Here is a 14591-nt window from a genome sequence, read left to right as displayed (position 1 = left end):
AATATTTCCAGATGACATCATCCCCCGCGCCTTCGGACGCCCAACTCCTGCTGCTCGACAAGCACCAGGTCGACGCCCTCCTCTCTCCCGACGACGTGCTCCAGGCTGTGCGAGAAGCCTTCGTGCTGCACAGCGAGCGCGAGGGCCGCGTCTTCCCGGTCGTGCGAGAGCCGCTGCGCACGGGCGGGGTGTTCGGCATCAAGTCCGGTGACGTGCAGGCCCAGGGCCTGCTCGGCTTCAAGGCCGCGGGCTTCTGGCCGGCCAACCGGCAGCGCGGCGGCGAGCCCCACCAGGCGACGATCCTGCTGATCGACCCCGCGACCGGCCGGCCGCTGTGCGTCATCGACGGCAACACGGTGACGACAGTGCGCACGGGCGCGGCGGGCGGGCTCGGCCTTCAGCAGCTTGCACGGCCCGACAGCACGCGGCTGTGCCTCTTCGGCACCGGCGTGCAGGCGCGCATCCAGCTCGACTTCGCGCTGCGCCTCGTGCCATCGCTGCGCGAGGTTCTTTATATAAGTACGAACGGCCAGCGCAATGCGGCATTCGAAGCCCATTTCACCGGTCGCTGCGACATCGCGCCGGCCAGCGACCGCAACGCCGCTGTTGCCCGAAGCGACATCGTGATCACCGCCACGCCGGGCGGCGGCGCCCTCTTCGACCTCGAAGCCGTGCAACCCGGCACGCACCTGAACTGCGTCGGCGCCGACACCCGCGGCAAGCGCGAACTTCCCGAAGGCCTGCTGCCGCGCGTGCGCCTGTTCGTCGACGACCGCACGCAGGCGCAGCAAATCGGCGAAACGCAATGGGCACCCGACACGCCATGCGTCGAACTGGGCGACCTGTTGAGCGGCAAGGCGGCTGTCGAACGAGCCGCCGACGACATCACCGTCTTCGACATGACGGGCCTCGCGCTGCAGGACCTGACCGTTGCGCGCCTGCTGCATGCGCGTGCGGCTGAGACGGGCATGAGCACACGCATCGCCTGGCCCTGGTAGCAAGAAACCGGCACGAATTCCTCGAGCGTGCCGAGGTGGTTTGTTCGGAGCCATCGCAGTTCCCGAAGCATCACGGCATCGGGGCTCCTGCGCTGAAAGCGTGAACTTTTCGATTCAAAGAAGAAAACGTTTTCAGCGCCGCCGAATGACATTCTTTGCCAATTCTTGTCATTAATCGACAACGAACAAGAGCGCGCACAACGGCCTTACGCGAATGCCGTTTGGAAAGCGCGAATTTCTCCCCAATTCGAGATAAAAGCTCGCCCCTCAGCGAGCCATTGAATCCATTGACGGCGGTCATTAATTGACAGCAAACGTCATTGTCCAATTCGATCGTCAGTCGATACATTCCGCGGCCTAAAAGGTCATAGCGGAGTACGGGAAGCATGAGGCGCGGCATTCAGCCGACATCACATGCGCTCATGCGCAGCAGGAGACGCCCCTCTGCCGCGGGCTCTCCGGAATTCATGCCGCAAATCAAATCGCAATTTTTTGCGCGCACAGATCCGCCTTTTGGCCGCAGATTTTTAGATTTCCTTTTCTTTATCAATTGTTATGAATAATTTGTATCGTGGCAGCTTCAGGCTGTCGGCAGTAGTCAGCGCAATTCTGGCTGCCGGCCTGCAGATGGCGACATCGGATGCCAGCGCATCCACCTATGCGCCGACCGACTGCAACTCCACAACCACGGCAACCATCGGACAGGTGACCGTTAGCGGAACAAACGCTCAACCGGTCGATGGAACCGGACCGTGGTCCAACATCCTCGGTTGCAACACGAGCGGCAACGGTCTGGATGCGGTGTCGGTGTTCGGGACTTATTCCCAAGGGACTGGAAACGGGGCCGCTGTTTTCGGCTTCTCCGGTACAGCCGGTCAGTGGGCCAGCGCGTTTGGCCTCTCGGCAAATGCGTCCGGCGTCGGAAGCACCGCACTGGGATTTGGCGCTCAAGCTCAAAGCCTGAACTCGGTTGCGATCGGCGCAGCTGCGACCGCAGCCGGCCAAAGCAGCGCGGCTCTTGGCAACGGGGCTGACGCCAAGTACGACAGCAGCGTGGCCATCGGGGCAGCCAGCAAGACGGCGGATTCGCTTGCTGCATTGCAAGGCACAGCCGGCTACACACCCTTCCCCGGTGCTGCAATCTCCGGTGCAACGCCGGCTGGTGAAGTGTCGATGGGGGCTGCCGGCAGCGAACGCAGGCTCACCAATGTTGCAGCGGGCGGTGCTCCGACGGACGCCGTCAATGTCAGTCAGCTATCGACGGCGACCGCTTCGTTGTCCACCAGCCTGGACACGACGAACAGCAACGTGGCCAGCCTGTCCACCAGCTTGATCGCAACGAACAACTCCGTTGCGAGCCTGTCGACCTCGACTTCCACGGGACTGGGCAGCGTCAACAGCCGCGTCGACAGCTTGTCCACGTCCGTCCTGACGAGCCTGAATACCGCAACCAGCAGCATCAGCAGCCTCTCGACCGGCGTCGGCAATCTCTCGACGAGCCTGAACACAACCAACAGCAATCTCGGCGGCCTGAGCACGACGGTCAACACGATCAACGACAAGGGCACCAAGTACTTCCACACCAATTCGACGGCTGGCGATTCGGTGGCCAGCGGCCAGAAAGCGGTAGCGATCGGCCCGCTGTCTGTGGCCAGCGGCACCAACTCCTTCGCGGCCGGCAGCGGTGCACAGGCCACGGGTCTGAACGCAATCGCCATCGGTACTGGGGCGCTGGCCACGGGCTCGCAGGCGATCGGCGCCAATGCCCGCGCGGGTGGTGGTGGCGTGGCCCTGGGTGACGGCGCAGACGCCGGCGGCACGCCACTGAGCCAGGCGCCGAACATCTCCAAGGGCACGGCCATCGGCTTCGGCGCCATCACGCAGCAAAGCGGCGGCGTCGCACTGGGCGCGGGCTCGGTGGCCTCCACCGCAGCGGGCGTGGCCGGATACATACCGGGCAATACGCCGACGGAACACCGGACGGCTGTCAAGGCGACCACCAGCACACAGGCAGCGGTGTCGGTGGGCGATGCGGCCAACGGCCAGTACCGCCAGATCACGGGCGTGGCAGCCGGCACGGCCGACAGCGATGCGACCAACATCGCACAACTCAAGGCATCCGCAGCCACCGTGAAGGCCAGCAGCGTGCAGTACGCGACCAACCCGGACGGCTCGGTCAACTACAACCAGGTCACGCTGGGCAACGGGCAGGCACCGGGCGGCACGCGCATCGGCAACGTGGCGCCGGGTGTGCTGCCAACCGATGCGGTCAATCTGAACCAACTGAATCAGGTGCAGAGCCAGGTCGGCGACGTGGCCCGCATCGCCTACTCGGGCACGGCCATGGCCTTCGCCATGTCAGGCACTTACCTGCCGACGCTGTCCCCCGGCGAGAAGACCGTTGGCGTTGGTCTCGGCAGCTACAAGGGCTACAGCGCTCTTGCCCTGACCTTCAAGGCCCTGACCGACGACGGCAGGATTTCCTGGGGCGCGGGCGTTTCGACCACGGGCAAGGAATGGGGCTTCAACGCCGGCGTCGGCTGGAAGTGGAAGTAAGCCACTGATCGGCTAGGCGGCGGCAGCGCCGCCAAACAGCTCGGTCATGAACTGCGTCGACTTCAAGCCTGTGCCGGTCAACAAAGCCACCGTCGTCTCGCCTGCCTTGATGTCGCCGCGCTGCGCCAACACGTCGATGGCTGCCGCGGCCGAGGCGGAGGTCGGCTCCGCATAGAGCCCGCTCTCCGCCAGCCGGCGCACCGCCGCCGCAATCTGCTCCTCGGTCAGCGCAACGGTCTTGCCGTTCGTCTCGCGCAGCGCCTGCAGGATTTCCTGAAGCCGCACGGGCCGCTTGATCGCAGTGCCTTCGGCAATGGTCGGCTGCACGACACGGTCCACCAGCGTGTCGACTCCGGCGGTGAAGCTCGCATCGATCGGCGAGCAGTTCAGTGGCTGGGCGACAAAAATGCGCGGCAGCTTCGTGATCTGCCCCGCCGCCAGCAGCTCCTTGAAGCCGATCCAGCAGCCGAGCACGTTGCTGCCCGCCCCGGTCGGAATCACGACGTTGTCGGGCGCGACAAAGCCCAGGTCTTCCCACAGTTCGTACGCCAGCGTCTTCGTACCCTGCAGGAAGAACGGATGCCAGTTGTGGCTCGCATAGAAGATCGATTCCGACTGCCGCACCGCCTCGTATTCCGACTCTTCGCGCGGCCCCGGCACCAGTTGAACTTCGGCGCCGAAGGCCCGGATCTGCGCCACCTTCGGCGCGGGCGTGTAGCTCGGCGCGAGCACCTTCACACGCATTCCAGCTGCCGCGCCCGCAGCGGCAATGGCCGCGCCGCCATTGCCCGAGCTGTCTTCCAGCACTGCATCGACGCCGATCTGGCGCAGGAAGGACATCATCACCGCCGCGCCGCGGTCCTTGAAGCTGCAAGTCGGGTTAAACCACTCGAGCTTGAAGTACGGCTCGAGGCTGCCCCAGCGCTTCTGCACCAGCGGCGTGCAGCCTTCGCCCATGCTCGCGGGCTTGTCGATTGCCACGGGCAGCGCCGCGCGGTAGCGCCACAGCGAGCGGGTGCGCGAATCGATGTCGTCGCGCGAGATGCCGGGCAGCGGCGTGACCATCATCGGATGGCCGTCGTCCGAGCGCCATCGGCGTTCGGACAGGTCGTAGTGCCTGCCGGTACGGGGGTCGACATAGCGTGCGCGTTCTCTCGCGGTCATTCGCGGCTCCTGATCAAAACTGGATAATACATCCAACACTATACTTTTTGTATAAATTGGATTGTTCGTCCAGAGCTGGATACATTCCTCGGCATGAAGAAAAAGTCGAACAAGCAGGTCCTGGAGATGCTGCGCAACATGGCCGAAGGCCTGGGCCAGACCTTTGCGCCCTTCTGTGAAGTCGTGGTGCACGACCTGAGCAACCCGAAGAACGCGATCTACGCCATCGAGAACAGCCTCAGCGGCCGGGAGGTCGGCCAGTCAGTCACGGAGCTGGGTCTCGCGCGCATCCAAGACCCGGAGTTTCCGGCGGTGATCGCGAACTACGCCAACACCTTTCCCGACGGCCGCAAGGTCAAGAGCACGTCCATCGGCATCAAGGACGACAGCGGCGAGTACGTGGCGGCGCTGTGCCTCAACGTCGACCTCACGCTGTTCCAGAGCTTCCAGGCCGCGATCTCGCAATTCACGAAGATCGACGACAAGGAAGTGCACGAGCACATCGAGGCCGGCGGCAACCACTCGGACCGCATCCACGCGCGCATCGACGATTTCGCGGCCACGCGCGCGACCACTTCGCGCTCGCTGAAGCCGGCCGACCGCAAGCAGCTCGTGCAGGAGCTGAAGAAGGCGGGCCTGCTGGAGGTTCGCCGCGGCGCCGAGATTGCCGCGGCGCACATGGGCGTGTCGCGCGCCACGGTCTACAGCGACGCGAAGTAAGGCCCAGCCTGTTCAGCCCGCTTATTGCGGCTGCAGGCCGATCTCGTGCGCGGCCTTCTGCCAGCGCTCGGCCTCCGAGCGCAGGAAGGCGCGCAGCTCCGCCGGCGTCGAGCCTTTCATCTGCACGCCCAACACCGACAGGCGCTCTTTCACCGACGGATGGTCGAGCGCGGCGATGGCCTCGCGGCGCAGCTTCTCGATCACGTCGAGCGGCGTGGTGGCCGGCGCCACCATGGCCCACCACTGGTCGATCTCCAGGCCCTTGAGCCCGTTCTCCGCCAGCGCAGGCACGTTCTGCAGGCCGGGAATGTTCGTCACGCGCTGCGTGCTCGTCACCAGCAGCGGGCGGATGCGGTTGGCGCCCAGCAGGCTGGAGCCACTGGCCAGCGTCGCGAAGTGCCCCGCCACCGTGCCCGCCGCCACGTCGGTGAGCGCGGGCGCCGAGCCGCGGTACGGGACCATGTTGAACCTGATCTTCGTGCGGCTCGCCAGCAGTTCGGCCGCAAGATGGCTCACCGTGCCCGCGCCGCTGTGCGCGATGGCCGGCGGCGCACTCTTTGCAGCCGCGGTCTTCAGGAAGGTCTTGAAGTCCTTGCTGTCGTCGTCCATGCCCGCGAAGAACACCAGCGGCGAGGTGCCGATCATGGTCACGGGCGTGAAGTCGCGCAGCAGGTCGTAGGGCAGCTTCGCTGTCACGGCCGGCGCAATCGCATGCGGCAGCTCGACGATGGCAATGGTGTAGCCGTCGGGCGCGGCCTTGGCCGCCGCGTCGGTGCCGATCATGCCGGCGGCACCGGGCCGGTTGTCCACGATCACCGGGCTGCCGAGGGTCTGGCTCATGCGCTGCGCCATCGCCCGTGCAATGGCGTCGGTGCTGCCGCCGGCGGCCCACGGCACGATGAGCTTCACGGGCTTGTCGGGGTAGGCCGCCCACGCCGGTCGAAACGAAGCGAGCAGGGCTGTAGAGCCGGCGGCCAGAAAGGCCCGGCGTTGCATCGTCGGCATGGTGAGTTCCTGAAGGAAGTTAGATCGGGCGGTCGGGCCAGCTCGGGTCGCCGGTCGCGTTGGCGGTCAGCATCAGCACCACGTGCGCATCGGCAGCGATGGCGTTGCTCTCGCGCAGCTGGCGCAATGCGGCCAGGCCGCCCGCCGCGCACAGCTCAGCACTGACGCCGACCGAGCTGAGCAGCCGCCGCGCGGCGCGCGCTTCGTCGTCGCCCACGACCACTGCGCCACCGCCTGTGGCGGTCGCGGCCTGCCACTGCAGGTAGGTGACGGTGGCCCCCGCAGTGGAAAACTGCGCGGTGTGGCCCGGGTAGCTGCCATTGATGGCGCCGCCCGCGAGCACGCGCGCCAGGCGCGGGAATGGCTCCACCAGCCAGAGCCTGGGCAGGCGCGCAATGCGCCCCGCGGCCATCAGGTCGCGAAAGCCCGCATAGATGCCCCAAGCCAGGTCGCCGCGCGCGGTGGGAATCACGATGTGATCCGGCAGGCCGCCATCGGCCACGCATTCGAGCGCAATCGGCTTGTAGCCCTCGATGGCCAGCGGAGCACTGCCCAGCGCGGGCAGGCGGTAGTTGGTCAGTGCGAAGTAGCCAGGGTGCTGCGAACGCTCGCGCACGAAGGCCCAGCGGCCCGCGTTGTCGGCGAAGACATAGCGCCGCGCACCAAGTGCGTCGAGCTGCCGCGTGTAGGTGGCCGGCATGCCCTCGTAGGTCGCCACTTCGCAGCCCAGGCCCGCGGCCCATGCATAGTGCGCAGCCGACACGGCCGCGTTGCCCGACGAGGCCAGCACCAGCGTGTGGGCGTCGAAGTCGAGCGCCTGCGCCACGCCCACCGCCGTCATGCGGTCCTTGTGCGAGCCGGTGGGGTTACGCGATTCGTCCTTGAGGGCCAGGCGCGCCACGCCGAACTGCTGCGCCAGCTCCGGCATGTCCTGCAGCGGCGTCTGCCCCTCCCCCAGCGCGAAGCCGGAGGTGTAGGGCATGGGTATCGCCTCGGTGCTGTCGGGCAGGTAGCTGGCGCGCAGCGCCACGTGGAAGCCCGCGCGCTTGCATGCGGGACAGCCGTCGTGCGACAGCGTGACCGGGTAGAGCGCATCGCATCGCAGGCATTGCAGCCCGCGCAGGTTCGGGTTGCGCATGGGCTTGGGTGCCTGGTCACGCACCAGCCCCAAGGGATTACCCGGAGGATGAGCCAGGGGATCCGGGGGAGGAGCGGCGAACTTGAAGTCCAGAACGGGCAATGTCGTCACGGGTGATGCGTCAGAAGTTGTGACCAAATCTTATGCAATCGGAAATAAAATTATGCAGCCTCAGATACTCAACCGATAACAAAACTTATCGATGCGATTCGGCGAGATCGAAACTTTTCGGGCTCTCATGCGCGGCAGCTCCACCCGCAAGGCCGCTGCATTGCTGCATGTGACGCAGCCCGCCATCAGCCAGTCGCTCAAGCGCCTTGAGACCCAAGCGGGGATGCTGCTGTTCCAGCGTACCGGCGGGCGGCTGGTGCCCACGCCCGAGGCACGCGCACTGTGGGTCGAGGTAGAGCGGGTGTTCATCGGCATGGACGCCATCGAGCACCGCGTGCGCAGCCTGCGCGACTTCGGCGTCAGCCAGCTGGAGCTGAGCAGCTTTCCGGCCTACGGCCTGGGCTTCATGCCGCGCGCATTGGCACGGCTGAAGGCGCACCGCGGCGCGAGCCCCTGGCCGCAGGTGTCGCTGCAGGTGCTGAGCTCCAAGGACGTGCGCGACCGCGTGGCCATGGGCATCTCCGACTTCGGGCTGATGGCCGACGAGCTCTCGCTCGAAGGCATCGACCACTCCACCTTCTCGCGCTTTCCCGGCGTGGTGGTGATGCCGGCAGGCCACGCGCTGGCCCGCTTCAAGACCATCAAGCCGGAGCAGCTGGCCGAGGCGCCCTTTCTCTCGCTCAACCCCGAAGACCCTTCGCACCAGCGGCTCGAAGCGGCATTGGCCCCGCACGGCGTCGCGCTGCGGGTGCTGGTGCAGACGCCTTATGCGGCCAGCGTGTGCGAGATGGCGCTGCGCGGCCTGGGCGTGGGGCTGGTCAACCCGATCACCGCGCTCGACTACGCGGAGCGCGGGCTGGTGGTGCGCAAGTTTTCGATTGACGTGTACTTCACCTGCCTGCTGGCGCTGCCGGCAGGCAAGGTGCTCTCGGCCACAGCGCGGGATTTCATTTCGCTCATGCGCCAGCAGCTGGCCGAGGACGAGAAGCGGATACAGCGCTACCTGCGCTGATCACCAGCGGTTCACTTCCAGGTGAACTCGTGGTTCAGCCCGATCACGAAGCCGCGCACGCCCTGCGGCCCGGTGCGCGATGTGCTCACATCCACGCTGATCAGCGGCGTGATGCTGAAGCGCCCTCCGATGCGCGAGGTCCAGAGGCCCGCCGCCCGGTTGCGTTCCGCGATGAGCGACACGGTGTCGTTCAGCGCCCATTCGACGCCGATGCCGCCGCGCGGCGTGCGCGCACCGGTTCCGTTGGCCCAGTCGGCGCCCACGTTTGCGTGGATCTGCAGGCTCTCGAGCGGCCGCCACGTCAGGGGCACCACGAACTGCCCGCCCGCGCGGCCACCGCGCTTCAGGTCGAACACCGCGCCCATCGACACGGCGGCGCTGAACGGCGCGTCAGCCGCCTGCCCGTAGAAATTCCACTTGAGCTGCGGTCCGCCGGTGACCGAATGAATGCCACTCACCGAGGTGCGGTCGAAGTTCAGTCCCAGCTCGACCGGCCCGACACGGCAGGCAGGCCCGAAGTGAAAGCCCGTGACAGGCTCCACACCCGTGCGGCCCCACCAGGTCTCGTACTGGCATTGGCCCGGGTCGAGCGTGCTGGCATCGTCCACGTCGAAATGCCCCGCGGCATGCGCGCCCGGGCTCGCTGCAAGGTTCGCGAACAGGCAGGAAGCAGCAAGCATCCAGCCGCTGCATGGCGGTCGGGTTGTTGTTCTGTCGTGCCTGTTGTTCTTCATCGTGCGCGTCCCGGGGGCCCTCGAACCATTCTAGGGACGCCGAAAGTACACGCCATGACGCGGCGCCGGCAGCCGGTGTTCTTCTTCAGATCTCGAACTGGGGCTGCAGCTCGCGAATGCGCTTGATGGCCACGCCGGCCGCGGCCGTGCGCGTCTCCACGCCGAGCTTCACGTACACCCGCTCCAGGTGCTTCTTGGCGGTGGCCGGGCTGCTGCCCAGGATTTCGCCGATGTCCTTGTTGGTCTTGCCCTTGACCACCCAGTAGAGCACTTCGGCCTCGCGCGCCGTGAGCTTCAGGCTCAGGCTCATGGCTTCGATGACGGCGGTGTCGGACACCTCGCGCATGATGATCATCCACTCGTCGCCGTCGTCGTCGCTGCTGGTCTGCTGGTGCAGCCGCAGCGTGAGGCTGCTCGCGCCCTGCACGATCGACAGCGCCGGCGGCTCGATGCCGCGCTGACGCGCATCGGGCGTGTGGCTGCGCAGCCATTCGAGCACGGCGGGCGGCGTCTCTGGCGCGCGCGTGTCGCAGTAGCGCTGCAGCAGGTCGCGCGCGAGCGCGGTCTGCCAGATCAGCCGGCCTTCGGGCAGGCGCACGGTGATGCTGGCGTAGCCGAAGGCATCGAGCGCATTGCGCGCCTGGCCGGCCTGCCGCGCGTCCTGCCGCGCGCGGCGCGCGCCCTGCAGGTGCACGTTCATGCGCGCCAGCACTTCCTTCGGCTTGATGGGCTTGGTGACGTAGTCGACCCCGCCGGCTTCGAGTGCTGCCACAAGGTGTTCGGTCTCGGTGAGCCCCGTCATGAACACGATGGGAATGTGCGCCGTAGCCGCATCGGCCTTGAGGCGGCGCGCGACCTCAAAGCCGTCGATGCCCGGCATCATCGCGTCGAGCAGCACGATGTCGGGCCGCGCCTGCGCGGCGCGCTGCAACGCCTGCTCGCCGTTGGTGGCAATGAGCACGGTGTAGCCCGATTCGTCGAGCGCGTCGTGCAGCACCGCGAGGTTGTCGGGCACGTCGTCGACGATCAGCACGAGATCGCTGTTGGCACCCTGCTGTTCGCGCAGGGTCTTGGCGAGTGGTGAGGTTTCCATGGCGGGAGGTGGCGTCGTCGAAGTCATGCGGCGCTTTCGACGGCTTCGGCCAGCGCGCGGCTCATGGCCTCGAACTGGAACTGGCGGGCCAGCACGCGCTGCGCTTCGGTCCAAGATGCGCATTCGGGCTGCGCGGCGTCGATGTCGTCGAGCTGGTTCATGATGCCGCGAAAGTAGCCCAGGCTCACGGCCTCGTCGAGCGCGCGCAGGCGGGCCAGCGAAGGCGCCTGCATCGCACGCGGTGCCACAGCCGCGGCGGGCCTGGCGGCGGTGTCGGTCCATTGCAGCCCGAGCCGGCGTTCGAGCCAATCGAGCAGCTCGGTGTGGCGCACGGGCTTGACGAAGAAATCTTCCGGCGCAATGCCCACGTCGTTGTCCAGCCCCTTGTCGAAAGCGTTGGCCGAGACGATGGCCACCGACGCCTCGGTCAGCCCCAGCTTGCGCGCGCGGCGAATGGTTTCCCAGCCGTCGATGCCGGGCATCGCGAGGTCGACGAACATCGCATCGGGCCGGTAGCCAGCCGCGATGAGGTCGAGCGCATCGTGCCCGCTGGCCGCGCTGCGCAGCTCGAAGCCCAGCGGCGCGAGCACATGGCCCAGCAGGTCGCGGTCGGCCTCCTCGTTGTCGACCACCAGCAGGCGGCGGCGCGGGCCTTCGTAGCCGCGCCGCGCGCGCTGCACCGGCATCGGACGGCCGGTGCCGGCCACCGTGTCGTGCACGCGCGGCAGGAACAGGCGCACGCAGAAGAGCGAGCCTTCGCCCGGCGTGCTTTGCACCTTCATCTCGCCGCCCATCAGGTCGGTGAGCATCTTGGCGATGGTGAGCCCGAGCCCCGCGCCCGGTGCGGCCGACATGCCTGCGGCATTGCCGCGCGCAAAGGGTTCGAAGATGCGCTCGATGTCCTCGGCCGGCATGCCGGGGCCCGTGTCCTCGATCTCGATGGACGCGAACTCGCGCGCATAGGCCAGCCGCAGCGTGACCTGCCCAACTGCCGTGAACTTGATCGCGTTGCCCAGCAGATTGATGAGAATCTGCAGCACGCGCTTTTCATCCGCGCGCACCACCTCGGGCAAGGGCCCCGCCGCCTCGAAGCGGAACTGCAGCCCCTTCTCCGCCGCCTGCAGCTCGAACATGTCGGCCAGCTCGCGCAGCGTGTCGGCAAAGCGCATCGGTCGTGCATGCAGCGTGAGCTTGCCGGCCTCGATGTGCGCGATGGCGAGCGTGCCTTCGATGAGCGACAGCAGATGCTCCCCGCCGCGCTTGATGACCGCCACCGCCTGCTGGCGGTGCGGCGGCACCGAGTGGTCTTCGCCCATCAGCTGCGCGTAGCCCAGGATGCTGTTGAGCGGCGTGCGCAGCTCGTGGCTGATGGCGCTGATGTAGCGGCTCTTCGCCTGGTTGGCCTGGTCGGCGGCCTGCTTGGCCAGCTCGGCTGCGAGCTTGGCCTGCTCCGCGATTTCGCGGGCTTCGTCGGCTGCCTGCTTGGCGGCCTGCAGGGCGCGATCGGTCTCGCGGTGCAGCTCTATTTCGCGCACCAGCAGATGGGTCTGGCGATTCGATTCTTCCTGCGCCACCTTGCGACTCTGGTGCGCCAGCACCAGCCACCACGCGACGATGCCCGCGATGACCAGCAGCGCCATGTACGCCTTGAGGAAGCCCGAGCGCAGCGACAGCTTCTGCACGCCGGCCAGCGCCGCGGCCACGTCGGCCTCCGACGCCAACTCCAGTGCACCCTCGCCGAAGGCGCGCAGCTCCTGCTGGTAGAGCACGCCGAACACCACGGCCAGCAGCGGCACGATGACGAGCATCAGCAGCAGGAAGTGCCCCAGCCCGGTGTCCAGGTAGCGCCAGCTGCGCCGCGGCAGCAGCCAGCGCAGCACCGTCGACCATTGCGACGACAGGCTCGCATGCGGCTTGCACAAATCGCCGCAGCGTGCGTCGAGCGTGCAGCACAGCGAGCAGATCGCGCCCTGGTACGCCGGGCAGTGCGCCATGTCCGGCCCCTCGTACTCGCGCTCGCAGATCACGCAGTGCTGCACTTTCAGGCGCTGGTAGCTCCCCGTTTCGACCTTCGCCCAGCGCACCGCGCGCGGGCCCTCGGCAGGTGCGAAGGCCACGGCGCCGTGGGCCTCGTCGGAACCGCGCGCCAGGTAGTACTTGCCCCCCGTCGCCCAGGCCAGCAGCGGCGAGGCCACCAACGCCGTGCCCAGCGCTATCAACGCCGAGAACGCCTGCGCCAGCGGCCCGAACACGCCCAGGTGCGCCGTGATCGACAGCACCGACGCCAGCGCCATCGCGCCCACGCCCACCGGGTTGATGTCCCACAGGTGCGCGCGCTTGAACTCGATGCCCGGTGGCGACAGCCCCAGCGGCTTGTTGATGACGAGGTCTGCCACCACCGCCATCATCCATGCGATGGCGATGTTGGCGAACAGGCCGAGCACGTCGCCCAGCGCCTCGAACACGTTCATCTCCATCAGCATGAAGGCGATGAGCGCGTTGAACACCACCCACACCACACGCCCCGGATGGCTGTGCGCCACGCGCGAGAAGAAGTTGCTCCAGGCCAGCGAGCCCGCATAGGCATTGGTGACGTTGATCTTGAGCTGCGAGATCACCACGAACAGCGCCGTGGCCGCCACCGCCCAGCCGTAGTTCGGAAACACGTACTCGTAGGCCGCGAGGTACATCTGGTTCGGATCGACCGCGCGGTCGGCCGGCACCATGTGCGTGATCGCCAGATAGGCCAGCAGCGCCCCGCCCAGCATCTTGAGCACCCCCAGCACCACCCAGCCCGGGCCCCCGGCCAGCACCCCGGCCCACCAGCGGCGCGCCGTGGTTGCGGTTCGCGCGGGCATGAAGCGCAGGTAGTCGGCCTGCTCGCCCATCTGCGTGATCAGCGCAATGCCGACCGTCAGGGCAGCGCCAAACAGGTGCAGATCGAAACCCTTGGTGCCGGAACGAACCCCGTTGTAGTGCACGATGCCCGCAAACGCACCAGGATCGCGCACCAGCACATAGGCAAAAGGCACCACCAGCATCAGCAGCCACAGCGGCTGTGTCCACAGTTGCAGCCGGCTGATGGCCGACACCCCGTGCGTGACCAGCGGAATCACCACCAGCGCACACACCAGGTAGCCCCAGACCGGCGGGATGCCCAGCGCCAGTTCCAGCGCATAGGCCATCACAGCCGCCTCGAGCGCGAAGAAGATGAAAGTGAAGCTCGCGTAGATCAGCGAGGTGAGCGTGGAGCCGATATAGCCGAAGCCCGCGCCGCGCGTGAGCAGGTCCATGTCGACGCCGTAGCGCGCCGCGTACACGCTGATCGGCACGCCCGCCAGGAAGATGATGAGCCCCGTCGCCAGGATCGCCCAGAAGGCATTGGCAAAGCCGTACTGCACCAGCAGCGTGGCGCCCACCGCCTCCAGGATCAGGAACGACGCCGCCCCGAAGGCCGTGTTGGCCACCCGCCATTCGGACCACTTGCGAAAGCGCTGCGGCGTGTAGCGCAGTGCGTAGTCTTCCAGCGTCTCGCTGGCCACCCAGCTGTTGTAGTCGCGCCGAACCTTGACGATGCGCTGCGGCGCGTCGTCAGGGGTGGTGGGTACGGCGTCGGGGTTCACACCGTTTCGGTGCATCTTTCATGCCACCCGTACGGCTTTTGGCGAACAGGGCACGACTGTTGCAAAGAAGCCGGCTTGCCCATAATGGCCGCCACTCTCCGCCACCCGATGCCGACCCCATGGAACTGACTCCGCGCGAAAAAGACAAGCTGCTGATCTTCACTGCGGCGCTGCTCGCCGAACGCCGCAAGGCCCGCGGCCTGAAGCTCAACTACCCCGAAGCCATCGCCCTGATTTCCGCCGCCGTGATGGAAGGCGCCCGCGACGGCAAGAGCGTCGCCGAGCTCATGAGCGACGGGCGCGCCGTGCTCACCCGCGCCGACGTGATGGACGGCATCGCCGAGATGATTCCGGACATCCAGATCGAAGCCACCTTCCCTGATGGCACCAAGCTGGTCACCGTGCACCAGCCCATCGTCTGAAATTCAAAGAACAAA

11 protein-coding genes and 1 pseudogene are annotated in these 14591 nt (G+C 66.9%); 6 read left to right on the top strand and 6 right to left on the bottom strand.

The window, feature by feature from the left end:
- Positions 1-11 precede the first annotated feature (11 nt).
- From NWF24_RS04840 to NWF24_RS04835, 3 genes and pseudogenes are all read left to right on the top strand, one after another.
- Positions 12-998 (top strand): ornithine cyclodeaminase family protein, encoded by a 987-nt coding sequence (locus NWF24_RS04840; protein ID WP_258353215.1) that lies wholly within the window; start codon positions 12-14, stop codon positions 996-998.
- 555 nt (positions 999-1553) lie between these two features.
- Positions 1554-1940 (top strand): annotated as a pseudogene (locus tag NWF24_RS34255) (YadA family autotransporter adhesin); the annotation flags it as partial.
- 111 nt (positions 1941-2051) lie between these two features.
- Positions 2052-3554 (top strand): YadA family autotransporter adhesin, encoded by a 1503-nt coding sequence (locus tag NWF24_RS04835; RefSeq protein ID WP_258353214.1) that lies wholly within the window; start codon positions 2052-2054, stop codon positions 3552-3554.
- A 12-nt stretch (positions 3555-3566) separates the two neighbouring features.
- Here the strand turns inward: NWF24_RS04835 and NWF24_RS04830 are convergent, their stop codons facing one another.
- Positions 3567-4718, bottom strand: a complete 1152-nt coding sequence (locus NWF24_RS04830; RefSeq protein ID WP_258353213.1) for a threonine synthase — start codon at positions 4716-4718, stop codon at positions 3567-3569.
- Positions 4719-4811: 93 nt separating this feature from the next.
- On the opposite strand from NWF24_RS04830, the gene NWF24_RS04825 reads away from it, so the two are divergent.
- The gene (locus tag NWF24_RS04825; RefSeq protein ID WP_258353212.1) at positions 4812-5438 is read left to right on the top strand and encodes a helix-turn-helix transcriptional regulator; all 627 of its coding nucleotides are present in this window, start codon (positions 4812-4814) and stop codon (positions 5436-5438) included.
- Between the two features lie 21 nt (positions 5439-5459).
- On the opposite strand, the gene NWF24_RS04820 is transcribed toward NWF24_RS04825, so the two are convergent.
- Together NWF24_RS04820 and NWF24_RS04815 are read right to left on the bottom strand one after the other, a co-directional pair.
- Positions 5460-6443 carry a Bug family tripartite tricarboxylate transporter substrate binding protein gene (locus NWF24_RS04820; protein WP_258353211.1) on the bottom strand — a complete coding sequence of 328 codons (984 nt, stop codon included), beginning with the start codon at positions 6441-6443 and terminating at the stop codon, positions 5460-5462.
- 19 nt (positions 6444-6462) lie between these two features.
- Positions 6463-7581 (bottom strand): threonine synthase, encoded by a 1119-nt coding sequence (locus NWF24_RS04815; RefSeq protein WP_258353210.1) that lies wholly within the window; start codon positions 7579-7581, stop codon positions 6463-6465.
- A 202-nt stretch (positions 7582-7783) separates the two neighbouring features.
- Here NWF24_RS04815 and NWF24_RS04810 point away from each other — a divergent pair, with 202 nt between their 5' ends.
- The gene (locus NWF24_RS04810) at positions 7784-8704 is read left to right on the top strand and encodes a LysR substrate-binding domain-containing protein (RefSeq protein ID WP_258353209.1); all 921 of its coding nucleotides are present in this window, start codon (positions 7784-7786) and stop codon (positions 8702-8704) included.
- A gap of 11 nt (positions 8705-8715) precedes the next feature.
- Here the strand turns inward: NWF24_RS04810 and NWF24_RS04805 are convergent, their stop codons facing one another.
- The 3 genes from NWF24_RS04805 to NWF24_RS04795 form a co-directional block, all read right to left on the bottom strand.
- Positions 8716-9384, bottom strand: coding sequence for a hypothetical protein (locus NWF24_RS04805; protein ID WP_258353208.1), 669 nt, complete (start codon positions 9382-9384; stop codon positions 8716-8718).
- Between the two features lie 139 nt (positions 9385-9523).
- Positions 9524-10531 carry a response regulator transcription factor gene (locus tag NWF24_RS04800; RefSeq protein WP_093057426.1) on the bottom strand — a complete coding sequence of 336 codons (1008 nt, stop codon included), beginning with the start codon at positions 10529-10531 and terminating at the stop codon, positions 9524-9526.
- A gap of 23 nt (positions 10532-10554) precedes the next feature.
- Complete coding sequence (locus NWF24_RS04795) at positions 10555-14169, bottom strand: hybrid sensor histidine kinase/response regulator (protein ID WP_258353207.1); 3615 nt, start codon at positions 14167-14169, stop codon at positions 10555-10557.
- Between the two features lie 104 nt (positions 14170-14273).
- Between NWF24_RS04795 and NWF24_RS04790 the strand changes: the two genes are divergently transcribed.
- Complete coding sequence (locus NWF24_RS04790) at positions 14274-14576, top strand: urease subunit gamma (protein WP_093057424.1); 303 nt, start codon at positions 14274-14276, stop codon at positions 14574-14576.
- The last annotated feature ends 15 nt before the right edge of the window (positions 14577-14591 follow it).

The sequence above is a fragment of the Variovorax paradoxus genome (assembly GCF_024734665.1).
GTDB lineage: Bacteria > Pseudomonadota > Gammaproteobacteria > Burkholderiales > Burkholderiaceae_C > Variovorax.
The sequence above is the reverse complement of the archived record's forward strand: the minus strand, read 5'-3'. Positions and strand labels throughout refer to the sequence as shown.

Coding starts and splice junctions, on each gene's coding strand:
- NWF24_RS04840 (WP_258353215.1), top strand. CDS start 12: ATGACATCATCCCCCGCGCCTTCGGACGCCCAACTCCTGCTGCTCGAC.
- NWF24_RS04830 (WP_258353213.1), bottom strand. CDS start 4,718: ATGACCGCGAGAGAACGCGCACGCTATGTCGACCCCCGTACCGGCAGG.
- NWF24_RS04825 (WP_258353212.1), top strand. CDS start 4,812: ATGAAGAAAAAGTCGAACAAGCAGGTCCTGGAGATGCTGCGCAACATG.
- NWF24_RS04820 (WP_258353211.1), bottom strand. CDS start 6,443: ATGCCGACGATGCAACGCCGGGCCTTTCTGGCCGCCGGCTCTACAGCC.
- NWF24_RS04815 (WP_258353210.1), bottom strand. CDS start 7,581: ATGCGCAACCCGAACCTGCGCGGGCTGCAATGCCTGCGATGCGATGCG.
- NWF24_RS04810 (WP_258353209.1), top strand. CDS start 7,784: ATGCGATTCGGCGAGATCGAAACTTTTCGGGCTCTCATGCGCGGCAGC.
- NWF24_RS04805 (WP_258353208.1), bottom strand. CDS start 9,384: ATGCTTGCTGCTTCCTGCCTGTTCGCGAACCTTGCAGCGAGCCCGGGC.
- NWF24_RS04800 (WP_093057426.1), bottom strand. CDS start 10,531: ATGGAAACCTCACCACTCGCCAAGACCCTGCGCGAACAGCAGGGTGCC.
- NWF24_RS04795 (WP_258353207.1), bottom strand. CDS start 14,169: ATGCACCGAAACGGTGTGAACCCCGACGCCGTACCCACCACCCCTGAC.
- NWF24_RS04790 (WP_093057424.1), top strand. CDS start 14,274: ATGGAACTGACTCCGCGCGAAAAAGACAAGCTGCTGATCTTCACTGCG.